Origin of the sequence: Sphingobacterium sp. PCS056 (genome assembly GCF_023273895.1) — a bacterium.
GTDB lineage: Bacteria > Bacteroidota > Bacteroidia > Sphingobacteriales > Sphingobacteriaceae > Sphingobacterium.
In genome coordinates, this window is record NZ_CP096883.1 from 3,425,036 (window position 1) to 3,440,159 (window position 15,124).

Below are 15,124 nucleotides of genomic sequence, written 5' to 3' on the forward strand. Positions count from 1 at the left end.
GGCCACATCTTAAGATGTGGTTTTTTTTGTGTCCGGAAAGCAAGACTAGGTTAACAAGTTGATGCTTTTGTTACCTGCAAGCCGACAACAAACGTTTACAAACGACTACAAACGTTTAATAACCGGCTAAAAATTTTAGTTTTTCTGATGTTTGCTTTATGTAATTAATTATTTAAGCAAAAGCTAAAATTATGAAAAATCACGTTCAGCCCGTTTTTATTGATCCGACCACCGATGAAGGATTCAAGCGGTTATTCGGAGACAAGGTCAACCTGATCAACTTTCTTAACATCATCTTTCGTAGTCGAAAGACCATTGTTGATCTGACTTATCGAGATACCGAGCGTATCGGAGCGACCGAAGAGATCGGTAAAGTTATATTTGATCTAGTAGTTCAGATCAGTACAGGCGAAGAGATTATCAATGAGATGCAGACCAGCAGTCAGACTAATTTAAAGCAACGCATGTTGTATTATGCTAGTAAGGTTATTTCAGACATAGCGCCCAAAGGAAACCGTAAAGCCTGGGGATACGCCATTCCCGAGGTTTATACCATTGTATTGATGGATGGTTTTCCTATTCCAGGAGGTGATCGAAGTACATATTTTCATGATACCTGCCTGTGCCATAGAGATTCAGGGAAAATTTTCTATGAAGGATTTGGGTTTATTTACCTCGAATTGATTAACTTTGTTAAAAGTGAAGCTGAGGTTGAAGACGAACTGGATAAAGTATTCTTTATGCTCAAGAATATGTCTACGTTAAAGACCTTGCCACGGATCATGAAATCGGCGGTATTTCAACGATTCTTTCAGTTGGCTAGCTACGCAAAATTGACAAAGGAGGAACGAACTATGTATGATATTAGTTTAAAACGTAAATGGGATGCCGAAGCAGTGCGGATGTATCAACAGGAACAAGTTGAAGGACTAGAAAAGCAATTGGGAGGACTAGAAAAACAATTGAAAGAGGCTAAGCAAGCATCCAAGAAAGCAGCAATAGAGGCTAAAGCTGAAGGCCAACACCAAAAAGCTATTGAAACAGCTTTGAATTTGAAAGAGATGGGTTTGTCTACCCATCAGATTGCCAAAGCTACAGGCCTTACCATCGAAGAGATTGAGAAACTGAAATAAATCATATAGGATATAAAAAAAACAAATAAAGCCATTCTGTCAAGAATGGCTTTATATGTTTTATACCATCCTTACGGTTTACCGTATCCGTTACTCAAACCAATCCATTATTTTCGAGCTTTTAAAACAGTATTCATCATACACCATGATCGTTACCAGTACCCATACCATCGAAGGGAGAGAAGTCCTGCGTTATTTTGATCCCATATCAGCAACAGCTGTTATTGGAGCCAATGCTTTGAGTTCAATCAGGAGCTAGCTTCGTAGACCTCTTCGGTGGGCGCTCCCGCAATTATGAAAACAAATTACAGGAGCTATATAAGAGCGTAGTAGAGTCTTTAAAGCAAAATGCACGTAGCTATCGGGCAGATGCGGTTATAGGCTTCAGCGTCCATATTGATGAGCTCTCGGGAAAGGGAACTCAAATGTTTATGATCACCGCTATCGGTACACCTGTATTGCTCCATGAAATCAAACATATACAAGCAGAAGCAGTAGGTGGAGATATCGATGGATCAGTTATTAAGAACAAAGTCAAAGCAAGCTTGATCATAGAACGCTATACCGGTATCTATTCGATGACCAATGCTACAGCCGAATTTATAGCCACATCCCGATTGACCGAATTTGTACCCTAGTTATTTAAAGCAATGAATGAAACAGGGGAGGATCAGGTATTTATAGACCGTCAAGCCACGCTCTTTCGTTATTTTGATTTCCTGGACAAAGACCAAGCTACAGCCATACTCTATGGACAGTTGCTGTCGGATGATTTAACCGGTGCGCAGTTTAAGATTATTTGCAAAGCTATCAGTAGTTCCAATCTTATCGATTACGATCAGGTGGCGAAACTGTTAGCAGGATCTTTATTGGCAAAAAAGGCAGCATTGAAGGTACTTACCTTAGACAAAGACTGGTCTTCAGCTCCAGATATTGCCTATCTACAGACATGGAGAGGAGAGGGCTTGGTACAGCTATTTCCTGAAGTAGTTACCGTTAAAGAATCAAAGGGCATGTTTTCATCGGGCAAAGAAGTATGGGAATGTTTATGTGGCTATAGTAATAAGCTGGATGCTACAGCATGTAGTTCTTGTACCAAAGATAAGCGAGGCTTCGGTGCTGAAGAATTTAAACCTGAAGCTGTGTAGAAACTGATTAATCATCCTTATCCGTATCGGTGCATTTCGCAGTTTCGGGAGTAGCAAGAAAAAACTGCTGTGGGAAGCACATCTCCTATTGAACAAGCATACAATAGTAAGCCCAAGTGCCGAACTGCTTGAATCCAATAGTCGCAAACCCTTTTTGCCACCTTTGGATAGTCATATCCTGGAGGACTATTATGATGATATGGAGCTTATCGGTTTCTGTGTCAGCGGTACACTGTTTGATCTCGCCCGGAGCGATTTCAGGGGCGATGTGCAGAGCCGAGAACTGCTGGGTCAGTTGGTAAGACGGTACGTATGGTAGGCGATTTTGTGTCCGAAAAGTTTGTGAAGACAAAGTGTGGCGAGCTCATGAAATTCGGCACCTTCCTCGATATCGAAGGCAAGTTTTTCGATACCGTACATGTTCCACCCACGTTGGCACAATATCCTTTACGGCGAGCAGGCATTTATCTTATCGAAGGGAAGGTCGTGCAGGAGTTTGGTTGTCCGTCACTGGAAGTGATCCGCTGTGCAAATATACCCCTTAAGCCTGATCCACGGAGTATATAGCCGTAAATGCCGTAGAATTTCTACTGATATTCTTTATATTAGTATCAACACGTGATACCGTTATGCTATAAAATCCATTTGAATAAACCCTCCGTAGTACCTTTCAGGAATTTCTGGAACAGGGCTATCGCGATTTTGTACTGCAGCGGTTTAGTGGACGAACATCAGTAAGGTTAACGGTTTAAAGTTATTACTATTTTGTATAGCAGAAAAAACACGTTTAAAATACTCATACTTAAATTAACCAATTAGTTTATAAGAGTCTACCTTCTATAATTTCTTTTTTATAACTTTCAAAACGGCAAAGCACTCGTGAATACCAATAAAATAAAACACGCATGAAAATCAAGTTATGTTTTATCTTTACTTTCCGAATAAAATTAGAATATCGCAATTATTCATTATTAATTTTTATTAATGATACACTTTAATTTACATCCCCGGAGGGAGGCTGATTTTTATCTGTAAGCATATATTTTAAATTGTCAAAAATTCGTTCGATTAATCGTCTATCTTTAGTTATGATTTCTGCGATTCCTTTTAATTCATATTTGAAATTTAGCGTTTTACCATAATTAGTTTTTAAACCATCTGGTAGCTCTACTTGAACGAGATAACTTTCAATACTTCCCTGAGCAGTTTCCTGTGTGTTTGTTACTAATGAAATATCATTTACGATTCCTTTTATTGAACCATATTCGTTATACGGATAATTATCTAATTTAATTACTACATTTTGATTATGAGTTACTTTTCCAGCCCCCGAATTTGGTAGGAATATTTGAGCTATTATTTTATTATTAGTTGGAACAATTGAAAAAATAGGTTCTCCAGCTTTAACATAAATATTGTCGTTCCAAAAATTTAGGTATTGTAAAGTCCCTGTTTGAGGACTTTTGAAAATATAGCTTTCTTCAAATGATTTTAGAACCATTGAGAATTCGTGATACGATGAATTTAAATTTAATAAGAGTGATTTTTCAATTTCTTCTTTTTTGATCTGGGTTTCAGTTATTGCATTTTGCGTTCTAAAAAGTTCTAACATAATTTGCGATGCTTCATTTTTATTGTTCACAACACTATATGCAGCATTTAAATAGCTTATTTTATTTCTTTCAAATTCTGCTGCACTGATCACTTTTTTCTGTAAAAGAATAGAATCACGTTCCGCAAATTTGTTCATGTAATTGATGCTTCTATTGGACAACTCTGCTTTCTGCTTTGTTGTGGTTAAAATATTATTTTGCTCGTGCAATAATTCTCGATAAGTATTCAATTGATGGTCGAAAGTTCCATTTTGGTGATAATTTTTAAATTGTTGTAAGGCATCTAAAAACGTGTAATATTTATTGTTAATGATGCCAAGGTATATTCTGTTTGGTAAAGGCTTCAGATCCATCAATAAATTGCTATTGCTTACATTAATTTTTTCAATAAGTGCTTTTATCTGCAATACATCATTCATTTGTGCAGGATTATCTATGTAAGCAATGATTTCATCTTTATAAACATGTTGCTGATTTTTTTTTACCAAAATAATCTTTCCCGAATTTGGACTTATAATTTTGATAGCAGGATTTTTTGTATTTATTGAGACGGTGCCCGTTTGTACATCGGGGTAGGATATGAGGAAACCAAACAGTAATAACAATAAGATGCTCAACATTACAATAACAGTAATTTGAATACCAAATTTTTTGGGCATCCTATTAATAATATGATCAACTTCTTCCGCCTTTTTTATTTTATTAATATCTTTCATTAGTTTAAGTTGGCTTGCGAATTGATTAAATCATAATAATGGCCTTGTTTATCCATCAGTAATTTATGGTTACCCACTTCTATGATCTTTCCATCTTTCATTACGACGATCTGATCTGCTTTTCTGATGGTACTCAGACGATGTGCGATAACCACGACCGTTTTATCTTTAAAAACTTTATCTAACGATTCAACTATTTTTTTTTCATTTAATGTATCCAGTGAATTTGTAGCTTCGTCCAGGAACAGGTAGTCTGGATTTTTGTATATTGCTCTGGCAATAAGTATACGTTGTTTTTGACCACCGCTTAGTCCTCTGCCTTGTTCACCCATCATTGTTTTGTATCCTTTGGGCATATCTTCGATCTCTTGACGAATATTGGCAATTTCGATCGCTATTTTGAATCTTTCAAAATCAAGTTCCTCATCATTAAGTACCACATTATTAATAACCGTGTCATTAAATATTTTGCCATCCTGCAGTACAACCCCACATTTCGAACGCCAGTAGCTTAGCGGTATATTTTTTACGTTCAAAGGACCAATACAGATTTCACCATGACTTAGGCCATATAACCTTAAGATTAATTTCATTAAAGTCGTTTTTCCACTTCCGCTATCTCCAACAATTGCTGTTATCTTTCCAAACGGAATAGTTAAATTAACACCCCTAACACTGTATGGGTGCTTTGGTGCATATTGGAAATAAACATTTTTCAATATAATACTTCGGTCTTGAGGCAGCACTGCATCATTGAATTCCTGAATCTGCTCCTCATCTTCCAGTGCGTGAATTTCATTTATTCTGGCAAATGATATTTTAGCAGATTGAGCCGATGTAATAAATTGAATATATTGCTGAATAGGCGAATTTAGCATGCCAATAATTATCTGTGTAGAGATCATAATTCCAAAGCTCATTTCACCATTAATTACAGCCTTTGCACATATGATGGTAATAATGATGTTTTTTAGATTATCAATAAATTGACCACCCAGATTTTGATAATTTGTTATAGAATGAAGTTTCAAATTAACTTTGTAAAGGCGGGCTTGCAAATTCTCCCATTTCCATCTTTTTTCAGTTTCATAATTATTAATTTTAATATCCTGCATTCCTGAGATGGTTTCTACCCAATAACTTTGATCTTTCGCCATCAGACTAAAGTAATTTGTGTCCAGTCTTCTTCGAATGGCTAGAAAAGCCATTACCCATATGAGGTATACTACGCTTCCTGCAATAAATACCCAAAAAATAAAACTGTTGTAAATCGCTAATATAACGGCAAAGACTAAAAATGTCATCCCTGAAAATAATAAGTTCAGAGAACTGCCCATTATAAAATCCTTTATTCTTTGATGATCCTGTGCCCTCTGTAATATATCTCCAATTGTTTTATTCTCAAAAAATGACATGGGCAACTTCATTAATTTGAGGAGATAGTCAGATATTAAAGATATATTTATTCTGCTAGTTAGATGCAGTATTATCCAATCTCTAACGGCATTTGAAAAAGTAGTAGCCAATAGAATAGCAATGTTTGCAATAAGCATAATGTTCACAAAATTCATATTTTGAGTGCTTACGCCCACATCGATGATAGATCTGGTAATAAATGGAACAATTGCCTGTAGACTTGTTACAAACAACATGACTATCAATAAGTTTACCATACTGGTTTTGTATGGTTTAAAATAACTAAATATGGAATTAAATTTTTTATGTTTTACAAGGCTATCCTCATGATTGATTTCTGAAAAATTAATATCTGGATCAAAACCAATTAAAACTCCCTTCTTCGAATTTTCTTTTATCCATTTTTTAGCAAACAATTTAGTAGGATATTTTACAAGACCTTGTGCAGGATCAGAAACATAGATATAATTTTTTGTGGTTTTATATACGACCATAAAATGTGAATCATTCCAATGTATGACTACAGGTAGTGGAATGTCGTGTTGAAGTTGGTTTAGCGTGCATTTAACAGCGCGGGATTTGAGACCTATTTTTTCTGCAGCATAAATCAAATTGAGAATTGAAATACCCTCTTTGGTTTTACCACATAATTCTCTTAGAAAGTGTAAGGTGTAGAATCTACCATAGTGCTTGGCTATTATTTTTAGACAGGTAGGACCGCAATCCATCTTATCGTACTGAATCTCTGTAGGGAATTTGTTAAACATTGCTCGAATATCACACTATCTCTTTAACTGAATATTAATTTTCTGTTAAACAATCTATTTTCCTATGTTTTTGATAAAAATGTTGCTTAATTTTCATCATTAATTACAGTGTATTAAATTTTTATCTTCTATGGAGATGATTTTTTTCAATTGATTTTATGTCATATATAAAGAAGTATGTTATCATCTTAGCTGGTGGAGTTGGAAGCAGGTACGGAGCTGTCTTAAGTAAGCAATTTCATAAGATAAACGGCCGCCCCATAATTGTGAAAACTTTATGCAAATTTTTAAAATTATTTCCAATACAAAGTTTACGGTTAGTCATTAATCCTGAACATCAGTTGGAATGGTCACAGATAAAAAATGAGTATCCTTTTATAGCTGATATACCCACTGTTTATGGAGGGCCTCAACGATATCATTCTGTTAAAAATGCATTGGAGACTATCGATTCAAAAGAGCATGATCTCATAGGAGTGCATGATGGTGTACGACCATTTGTGTCCTATGAAACAATTTCCAATACTTTTCAAACTGCAGAGCGACTGGGAAACGCAGTTCCTTATTTTGATGCTGTTAATACAATACGAATAGAAAAAGGTATAGTTAACGAAGCCCTCAATAGAGCTGAGATAAAAATTGTGCAAAATCCGCAAGTTTTTAGGTCAGATATTATAAAGGATGCTTATAAGTTGCCATATTCCCCAGTTTTTCTAGATGACGCCACTATTGTAGAAAAAGCAGGCTATAAGATTCAATTGTGCCACGGTAATTATGAAAATATAAAAATTACCCATCCACAAGATATCTATATAGGGCAGGGATTAGAGAATTTTTTAATTGATTTAGAAGCTACATCAAATGGATACTTATACAGTAACGCGTGAATTGACCTATTATAAAAACAGTGATAAAAAAGAAGAGAAAACTAGTCAAGTACTTCTAGAAGTAGGTCAAGATTTCAAGGATCTATATGGTATAGCAATATCTCCATTTGAAATAACCTGGTTTAATACTCATTTTGCCATCTGGCAAGATTTTCTTGATCATTCAAGAGAAGAATTTTGTTTGATTACTTCAGTAGATGTTGTCTGGAACAGCACGGTAGACATTATGGAAAGTATATTAGTGGAATGCGATATTCTTTTCCATGTTTTTTTTCCATATGATCTCATTAATGCTAACTGTAAGATCAGCCCGTCTGTAGCACTTAGCCGATTTGGGTTTTTCTGGGGGAGTGATGCGTATTTTATATCAAGAAAAACGGTAAGCGATCTGCTCGTTACATGTCAGAAAATATACTGTCCACTAGATGAGCAACTTTTGGATTTTGGGATCAACAAAAGTATTCGCTTTATCTGTTCGGATACCAACTGGATAGATTATGATTTTTCAACATCTCCAAGCTATTTGTCAAGGAGATCAAGTATTCTGGATTTTCTGTCAAATTATTCGGCATGGACTGAAGATGAGTTGATTGAAGTTCGAAAAATTCTACATTATATTTCCGAAGTAGCAACTAATTTAGATGTGAAAATATTTTTACATGCTGGCACCTTGTTGGGTTCAATACGACATGGCGGAATAATGGCTTGGGATGATGACGTGGATCTGATGGTTATGGATGTAGACGTTAAGTCATTAATCGAAAAAATAAAAAAAGATGGTATTTATGAGGTAATGGAGTGGACCTGGAAAAAGACAGGACAGGTCTATTATAAAGTATGGAAACCAGGAGGATATAAGGTTGAAGGTTACGCTTATACATTTCCATTTGTAGATATCTGGTGGGCTCAGGAAGTCGGAAACGAGGTTCAAACCAATGATGGTTACACCTTTAGAAAAGAAAGCTACTTTCCTCTGAAAGAGATCCAATTCGAAGGCTGTAAATTTTATCATCCACATATTTCGACAGATATATTGAACAAGATGTATTTAGGATGGGAAAGTGCTATTAAAATATTTTCATGGTCACATAAATATAAAAATCATTCCGTAAAACAGGTTACAATTCCAATTGAGACCAATAGTAACGGACATATTGTAGGATTTAAATAGATTAATAAAAATAATGAAAAGGAAAACAAATTTACACTTTTTTGATATTTCAAGTAATATCGAAGAACTACCTGAAAATGAACTTTTTGAATTTAAAGGTGGCTATAGTGATGGCACTATTGATGGCGGAGATCTGGAGGAGGTTGAAATTACTCCTCCAGATCGCGATGAACCTGAAGATGATTGGGGAACAGATGATCCTTGGGATGATCAGGAAGATCCTTGGGATGAACCTGAAGATGATTGGGAAGATCATGGCGGGGGAGGAGACAATAATGAAGAAGAAGAGCAGGATGAATGTACATGTTCTCAAGGTATTGTAGGTCAGGGTTCAGGATTATTAATGGACTCTACAGGTGTAGAAAAGAATTTATCTGCGGCGATCACTGCAGATTTGAACAATCCCGATACAAATCAGTCTTTTAAAAATACATTGAATGGTATCCAAACTATTTTAAATCGGATTGGAAACAGTAATTTCAATTTAGTTATCGAGTTTGGTGATGCCAAAGGTTCCGATGGCCTGACAAGCCTGCAAGACAATAAAAATCTGATAGTGACTTTGGACAGATCAAAATTAGTATATGAAAATGATACTTTTGTACCTGGAACCAATATTGTTATGAATAAGCAAGGAGAGTTAAATAACGCCTTAGTAAATAATGTTTTGGTTCACGAGCTTAAGCATGTAGAGCAATTTTTAGATGGCAGAATAGGATTTGAGTCCTTTGATAATGAAAAACTTTTAAATTATGGTGTTGAAGATGAGGTGGAAGCTTTTTCATTCGCAGAAAGTTATTCATCTTTTGGAGGTTCTACAGAACATATAACGAGTGATTGGGTAAAAAATCAAGAAATTAAGGTCACTAAAGATGGTGTTGAAACAACTTATAAACCATATGAAACCCTAGGAAATGGAGGTAACTGTCCAGTGCACGGTGTTTCATCAAATCCAAATTAAATATGCAAAAAATAAAATATTGTTTTCTGACTACAGTACTGTCATTACTGCTTATGTCAAGTTATGCCCAGGCAGATAAAAAGATATCCATATTACAAGATCTTGTAAAGCGCACACATCAAACTATTCGGGATGTGGCAACAAAATCTGGAGTACCATATACGGCTTCGGCGACTTGGGTAGACGATGTTTACATTGAAAAAGGTGACTCCTTGGTTGCAGTTCCATTTGATAGCCTAACTTCCCCCCGTTGGAATTACTTAGAATATGATATTAAGATCGTCTTTGATAAATTTACTAACAACCGGACAAGACATCTACAGGGAATCATTGTTTTGGAGCGTATAGATTCCATTAGAGAAGAGAAACTTCGAAAAAGGATGTTGGAGGATCTAAAAGCTAAGCAAGAAAAGCTCCAATAAGTTAAGCATTTCCTGTATTGAGTGTACTATCAGTAATTATCTAAAGTTACTGACTGATAGTAAATGAGAAGACCATTAAGTTAATTTAAGTTTCGCAGAGCCCTTCGGGGCTCTTTGATATTTTGAGGCAGTAGAGTTGGAACTGCTGAAGAAGAGATTGGCCGATTAATATGTGGTGATTGGATATTTTTCTTCTCATCCTAGAAGTTTTTAAAAAAAAGAGAACATTGACGCTTGACTTCTGGAAATTGACTAGGCAGCTGTTCAAGAATCAGAATTATGATCTAAAAAACTCCTTAACTTATCTTCGGATTTTATTTCTAGCTGCAACCGAAGTGCACATCAGATTTCCTCCATCAATTGATAATTAAAAAGTTGAGGATAATTTTTAGTGAGTTCAGATTTCCAATTATGCATTTGGAAATCATCATTTCTGATTCTACCATCCGGGTCCATCAAAACATACCTGGGGATCCCGTTAAACTTAAATAGTTCGCGCAATGCCATATACTCATCTGCAGATACTCTATATGATTCAGACATATCATTTTCAACAATATAATTCTTATAAAAATCCACATCTGGTGTACCCACATTATCCGTTACGAAGACAAATACCAAATTCGGATTATCCTTGAATTTTAACCGTTTTTCCTTCATTGATTCTATGCCTTGGCGACACGGTCCACACCATTGTGCCCAAAAGTCGACGATCACGACCTTACCACGATATTTATCTGTCATCTTGGTAAAGAGAGCACCAGCAGGAGTATTTGGTAATAAATAGCCGTCTTTGGATATTTTTACACGCTCCGCCAATTTAAGTGCTTCATTTTTTAAATCTTTATTGGTTAATACTGTTAACAGATCACCTGTTAAATTTGTAATCTTTATGGTATCTGTAGCATAATCTAATTTAGGCTTCAAGGTACGCAATTTAGCAACTTCTGTAACTAAGGTATTGGCTATTGTCGGATTAAACTTTTTATTTGCCGAATCCTGCACCAAGTATAAGTTGCCTTTAAACTGACGATTCAAGGCATTATTATATTCTTGTGTACGAAAAAGTGGTGAAAATTCGAAAAGATTGATAAAACTTGAAAATTCATTTGGTACCAACAAAGCAAAATCGTTTAGGTCTAATCGAGCCATAAAATTAAAATAATCGGTCGGAAGAGGTTCTTTAAGAAAGGAATTTTTAGGATCTTCCCTTAAAAGACTTTTTTTTGTCATTTGGAGATCCATTAATTGTGTCGCATAGTAAAGTGCAATATCTGTATGGATCAGATTTTTTAATTTGGGTGAAAATCCGGATTTCCTAAAACGTACGTCTACTTCATTTTGCACCGAATCCCAAGCAGAAATAATTTGCATTTTGCCTTGTGAAATAGGTTGTTCTTTTAATATCTTTTCCAGATTCTGGTAGAAGGCCCGAGGATTCTTTCCCCAAGCAAAATCTTTTAATTGTTGGTTTTCGACAGCAAGAGGTCCCTCAAAACCTATTAATTCGAGGTTTTGATCTTGAGTAACTTTGAATCGCAAAGCTAACGTTTGCCCAGGTTCAATATAAAATGTAAACCTGTCATTTCTATATTTTATATAGGAAATTTCAGGATGTGTCACAGGGTAGCTCGCTTCAAAACGACCATCAGGAAAGATCTGAACGGTTGTTGGATAATCTTCCCAAGTCAGCTGATTGCTACTATATATTATGCCACTTGTAAATTCCGATTTAGGATTATAACCCTCAATAAATCCAATTAGTCTTACGGTATCAAATTGGAAGAAATTGTCCTTATAACTTACTTTATTTGTTTTTACTTTAGCCTTTGCTAGTTCTTTTAATATCCAGCTGTTCGGATCGGGTTCAGCTGATTGGTTTAGTGACATCTGTGCAGTAGCACAATACAAAGAGAATAAGGGGAAAAAAAAGGCACAATAAATATTTCATAATTTCAGGTTATCGGTGACAATAAAGTTAAATAATTTAAACTAAAAAAGGAATATAAAATCGATGTTATTATTTCTCTTTCCAATATATGAAATACACCATAATATTGTTATTAGCGGTCAGTAACGTCCAAATAAAATTATATGATCAAAGAGCATAGTTACTTGTGCACTCAGGAATTTAGATCATTTAGCGAAGCTCTAAGTCAATAATATTATATTTCATTTATTAAGATAATGATATTAATGTCTTCATCGTATTTTTAAATACCATAATTTAGAAATCAATGATAAAGAGATTACGGTAACTGCTTTATAAATATTGCAAATTTAAGACTGGAGAAAAAAGTACCAATACCATAGAGGGGAGAGAAGTCCTGCGTTATTTTGATCTCATTTCAGTAACAGCTGTTATTGGAGCCAATGCTTTGAGTGAAATAGGAGCCAGCTTCGTAGCGTTTGCTTCGCAGATCCCTTCGGGATTTTTCGGTGGGCGCTACCGCAATTATGAAAACAAATGACAAGAGCTATATAAGAGCGTAGTATATGCCATCACTATTAAGTAGTACATATATCCTAATTTTTGATTCTTTAGGTCCACGATCTATAGTAGCTGGAAGCCAGTTTACATTATTCGATCTTTACAACTCCCTACGTTGAGATTATCGATTATAACCACAGGTAAATACTTTTAAAGCGCCATTTTGGACTTGTGCAAAAATTTCAATATAGCTTTTCACAACTCGACCTCCTAGTATCCTTGGCTGCCATACAGATCCAGACTGCTGTAGTGAACGAAGTATTTGGTTGCCTACTTTGTCATTACCCATTAACATTTGCATATTGTTTATATATCCTTTCTGATCAACTATACCTTTAAAAAGATAATGAGTTTCTTTATTTATATTTCTAATGCCAGGAATATCCTTATTTAAATTTTCTTCTAAGACAGCGTTACCCTTTTTGTAACTAGCATTGAATCCTTCATAAGGGATACTGGAAAGTTCACGTTGAACTTTTGTTCCTTTATGCAACCATTCTGTTAGCATGTATTTTAGACTATCTTTTGTCAGTATTGCAGTTATTGTGTAGTTTATAAGTTCATTTTTTTCATCATATTTTTCATCAATTATTTTTAAGTTATATATTGGATAATCTGGTATTTTTAAATTGGGATAGTCTCTTTTTAAAAGGAATAAATCACCTGGAAATTTTAAATAGAAGTAGGATTTTCTATTTTGTCCGGCTTTCTTATTTTCATATTTAAAAAAAAGTTCTATAGGTTCATTTTTGTCGTAGTTAATAATTAAACTATCTAAATCTTGATTTTTTTCAAAATAATCTGAGTGACAATTATTTAATCCGTTAATAGTCAGATCTTTTAGTCTGTGAGATTGAGCAATACAAAAGTTACCATTTAGAAATGTAATGGTAAGTGGTAAAAACAAAAATATTTTCATTCTATATATTATTTTCGGTTAGTCATATATTAAAAGTTATATTGTGTAATACACAATATCGTAGGAATAAAGATTTGTATCATCACCAGCTGAAAAATGATTTTCTGTAAAAGCAGTGAATGATACGTTGTCTTGAATACTAGCATTATCCGTTTTTTATGAGTCTAATTATCTGAACCATTTACTATTGCTGAATGTGCTATAAATCGATCCTCTGAAGATTTATATCTGTATCTATATTCCAATAATCAATTTTTGTTCAATGCATTTTAACTTAATTATTATTCAATAATTTCGCTAGTTTTTTTGGTGTACTAATACTCATTGTCCCGTCATCATTTTTTTCTTTTATGAAACATTCATAGTTTCCATTAAAATACCAAAAGAAATCAAGAGTTATATTACCTGGGTCTTCATCAAAACATTGTTCAACTGTCGGATAGATTGTTACGATAACGTCTAAGATATCAGCTTCTGAAATGGGATATAGAAAGGCAGTTCCTTTTGTTGGTAAAGCAATCAAAGTTCCAAATTGTCCAATAGTGAAGTCTAAATCTTGTTCAATTAATAATGTATATGAACTTGAAAAGTCGCCATTAAGTAATACAAAGACATCGTATTTATCTTCATATGTGTATTGTTTAATTTCTATTTCTTCTTTTCTTAAGTTATTTTTTGCAATTTCAAATAATTGGATCTCATCTACTTCCCAAAGATGTACTTTGCTTTTTTCTACATAATGAAATTGATCTTCAAAGTCAAAGACCAAAAATGTCAATAAATTGGGATAGCTTTTTTGATAAACGAAATCTTCATTGTTGGGTAAAATATCGTCTGCTTTCAGTAATATTTTAAGAAATTGCTTTGCATAATCAAAATCCTTGTAAAGGTAGGTGTATGCTTTTGATTGGTCTTTTAATTTACTGAAGTGCGTTTGTATTACAATATCTTGTTCCTCATTATTTACTTGTATGTATTTCCTTAGAAGGTTGTCTAAATAGAAATGTGCTTCTAGGCTGTTTTCTTTTTCATACACAATGTCACCATTGTTAAAACTTATAACTTTATAACCTAGATACTTAAGTGTTAACAGACATTTCTTCAGAAAGATTTCATAAGATTTTTCGTCTATAAGGTTTGAGTAATCTTCAGGAAGAATGGTTCTCTTTTTAAAAATATTAAACATTGTCTATTGTTGCGATCAGTTTTAAATTAATGCCAAGAACAATGTTGGTGAAACAGAACTTTATATTACCCTTGTCACTTACTCATGTATTGGTAAAACTAATATATAAAAAAATGATCAATGTTCGTAAAAACTAATATAACACTCACATAACACAAAATTTATTTATGTTTCTTCTTGTCTTAAATCCCAACTCTTCAAATCTGATGATAAATGAATCAAATGCACGGATGAGGAATAGTTTTTTCGCAAGAATTGGCATTTTCGTAAACGTTTACAGTTTTATTGACTGTC

Annotated in this window: 13 protein-coding genes and 1 pseudogene; 9 read left to right on the forward strand and 5 right to left on the reverse strand. The window is 34.3% G+C overall.

Translation table 11 applies throughout. The features are described from left to right. Nucleotides 1-191 precede the first annotated feature (191 nt). The 5 genes and pseudogenes from MUB18_RS14270 (at nucleotide 192) to MUB18_RS14285 (ending at nucleotide 2,281) form a co-directional block, all read left to right on the forward strand. Nucleotides 192-1,133 carry an Rpn family recombination-promoting nuclease/putative transposase gene (locus tag MUB18_RS14270; protein ID WP_248753549.1) on the forward strand — a complete coding sequence of 314 codons (942 nt, stop codon included), beginning with the start codon at nucleotides 192-194 and terminating at the stop codon, nucleotides 1,131-1,133. Between the two features lie 55 nt (nucleotides 1,134-1,188). Beyond that, a complete protein-coding gene (locus tag MUB18_RS14275; protein ID WP_248753550.1) occupies nucleotides 1,189-1,392 on the forward strand; it encodes a hypothetical protein in 204 nt (67 codons plus the stop codon). Nucleotides 1,393-1,444: 52 nt separating this feature from the next. After that, nucleotides 1,445-1,534: pseudogene (locus tag MUB18_RS22020) on the forward strand (hypothetical protein); the annotation flags it as partial. A gap of 24 nt (nucleotides 1,535-1,558) precedes the next feature. Continuing rightward, nucleotides 1,559-1,771, forward strand: a complete 213-nt coding sequence (locus tag MUB18_RS14280) for a hypothetical protein (protein ID WP_248753551.1) — start codon at nucleotides 1,559-1,561, stop codon at nucleotides 1,769-1,771. A gap of 12 nt (nucleotides 1,772-1,783) precedes the next feature. After that, nucleotides 1,784-2,281, forward strand: a complete 498-nt coding sequence (locus tag MUB18_RS14285; RefSeq protein ID WP_248753552.1) for a hypothetical protein — start codon at nucleotides 1,784-1,786, stop codon at nucleotides 2,279-2,281. A 994-nt stretch (nucleotides 2,282-3,275) separates the two neighbouring features. On the opposite strand, the gene MUB18_RS14290 is transcribed toward MUB18_RS14285, so the two are convergent. Together MUB18_RS14290 and MUB18_RS14295 are read right to left on the reverse strand one after the other, a co-directional pair. Further along, nucleotides 3,276-4,610 (reverse strand): HlyD family secretion protein, encoded by a 1,335-nt coding sequence (locus tag MUB18_RS14290; protein WP_248753553.1) that lies wholly within the window; start codon nucleotides 4,608-4,610, stop codon nucleotides 3,276-3,278. After that, complete coding sequence (locus MUB18_RS14295) at nucleotides 4,610-6,793, reverse strand: peptidase domain-containing ABC transporter (protein WP_248753554.1); 2,184 nt, start codon at nucleotides 6,791-6,793, stop codon at nucleotides 4,610-4,612. The genes MUB18_RS14290 and MUB18_RS14295 overlap by 1 nt, the downstream gene beginning before the upstream one ends. A 158-nt stretch (nucleotides 6,794-6,951) precedes the next feature. Between MUB18_RS14295 and MUB18_RS14300 the strand changes: the two genes are divergently transcribed. Genes MUB18_RS14300 through MUB18_RS14315 form a run of 4 tightly spaced genes read left to right on the forward strand, consistent with a single transcriptional unit; the run spans nucleotide 6,952 to nucleotide 10,234 of the window. Continuing rightward, entirely contained in the window at nucleotides 6,952-7,680 is a 729-nt protein-coding gene (locus MUB18_RS14300) for a 2-C-methyl-D-erythritol 4-phosphate cytidylyltransferase (RefSeq protein WP_248753555.1), read from the forward strand. Further along, on the forward strand, nucleotides 7,655-8,851 hold the full coding sequence (locus MUB18_RS14305) for a LicD family protein (RefSeq protein WP_045756487.1): 1,197 nt from the start codon (nucleotides 7,655-7,657) through the stop codon (nucleotides 8,849-8,851). Before MUB18_RS14300 ends, MUB18_RS14305 begins: the two co-directional genes overlap by 26 nt. Nucleotides 8,852-8,864: 13 nt before the next feature. Then, on the forward strand, nucleotides 8,865-9,812 hold the full coding sequence (locus tag MUB18_RS14310) for a hypothetical protein (RefSeq protein ID WP_248753556.1): 948 nt from the start codon (nucleotides 8,865-8,867) through the stop codon (nucleotides 9,810-9,812). A 2-nt stretch (nucleotides 9,813-9,814) separates the two neighbouring features. Continuing rightward, complete coding sequence (locus MUB18_RS14315; protein WP_045756485.1) at nucleotides 9,815-10,234, forward strand: hypothetical protein; 420 nt, start codon at nucleotides 9,815-9,817, stop codon at nucleotides 10,232-10,234. Nucleotides 10,235-10,576: 342 nt separating this feature from the next. On the opposite strand, the gene MUB18_RS14320 is transcribed toward MUB18_RS14315, so the two are convergent. The 3 genes from MUB18_RS14320 to MUB18_RS14330 all read right to left on the reverse strand — a co-directional run bounded on the left by MUB18_RS14320 (nucleotide 10,577) and on the right by MUB18_RS14330 (nucleotide 14,830). Then, entirely contained in the window at nucleotides 10,577-12,124 is a 1,548-nt protein-coding gene (locus tag MUB18_RS14320) for a TlpA family protein disulfide reductase (RefSeq protein ID WP_248753557.1), read from the reverse strand. A gap of 722 nt (nucleotides 12,125-12,846) precedes the next feature. After that, a complete protein-coding gene (locus tag MUB18_RS14325; protein ID WP_248753558.1) occupies nucleotides 12,847-13,644 on the reverse strand; it encodes a hypothetical protein in 798 nt (265 codons plus the stop codon). A gap of 274 nt (nucleotides 13,645-13,918) precedes the next feature. Then, nucleotides 13,919-14,830: a hypothetical protein gene (locus MUB18_RS14330; protein ID WP_094772093.1), complete on the reverse strand. Its 912-nt coding sequence runs from the start codon at nucleotides 14,828-14,830 to the stop codon at nucleotides 13,919-13,921. Nucleotides 14,831-15,124 lie beyond the last annotated feature (294 nt).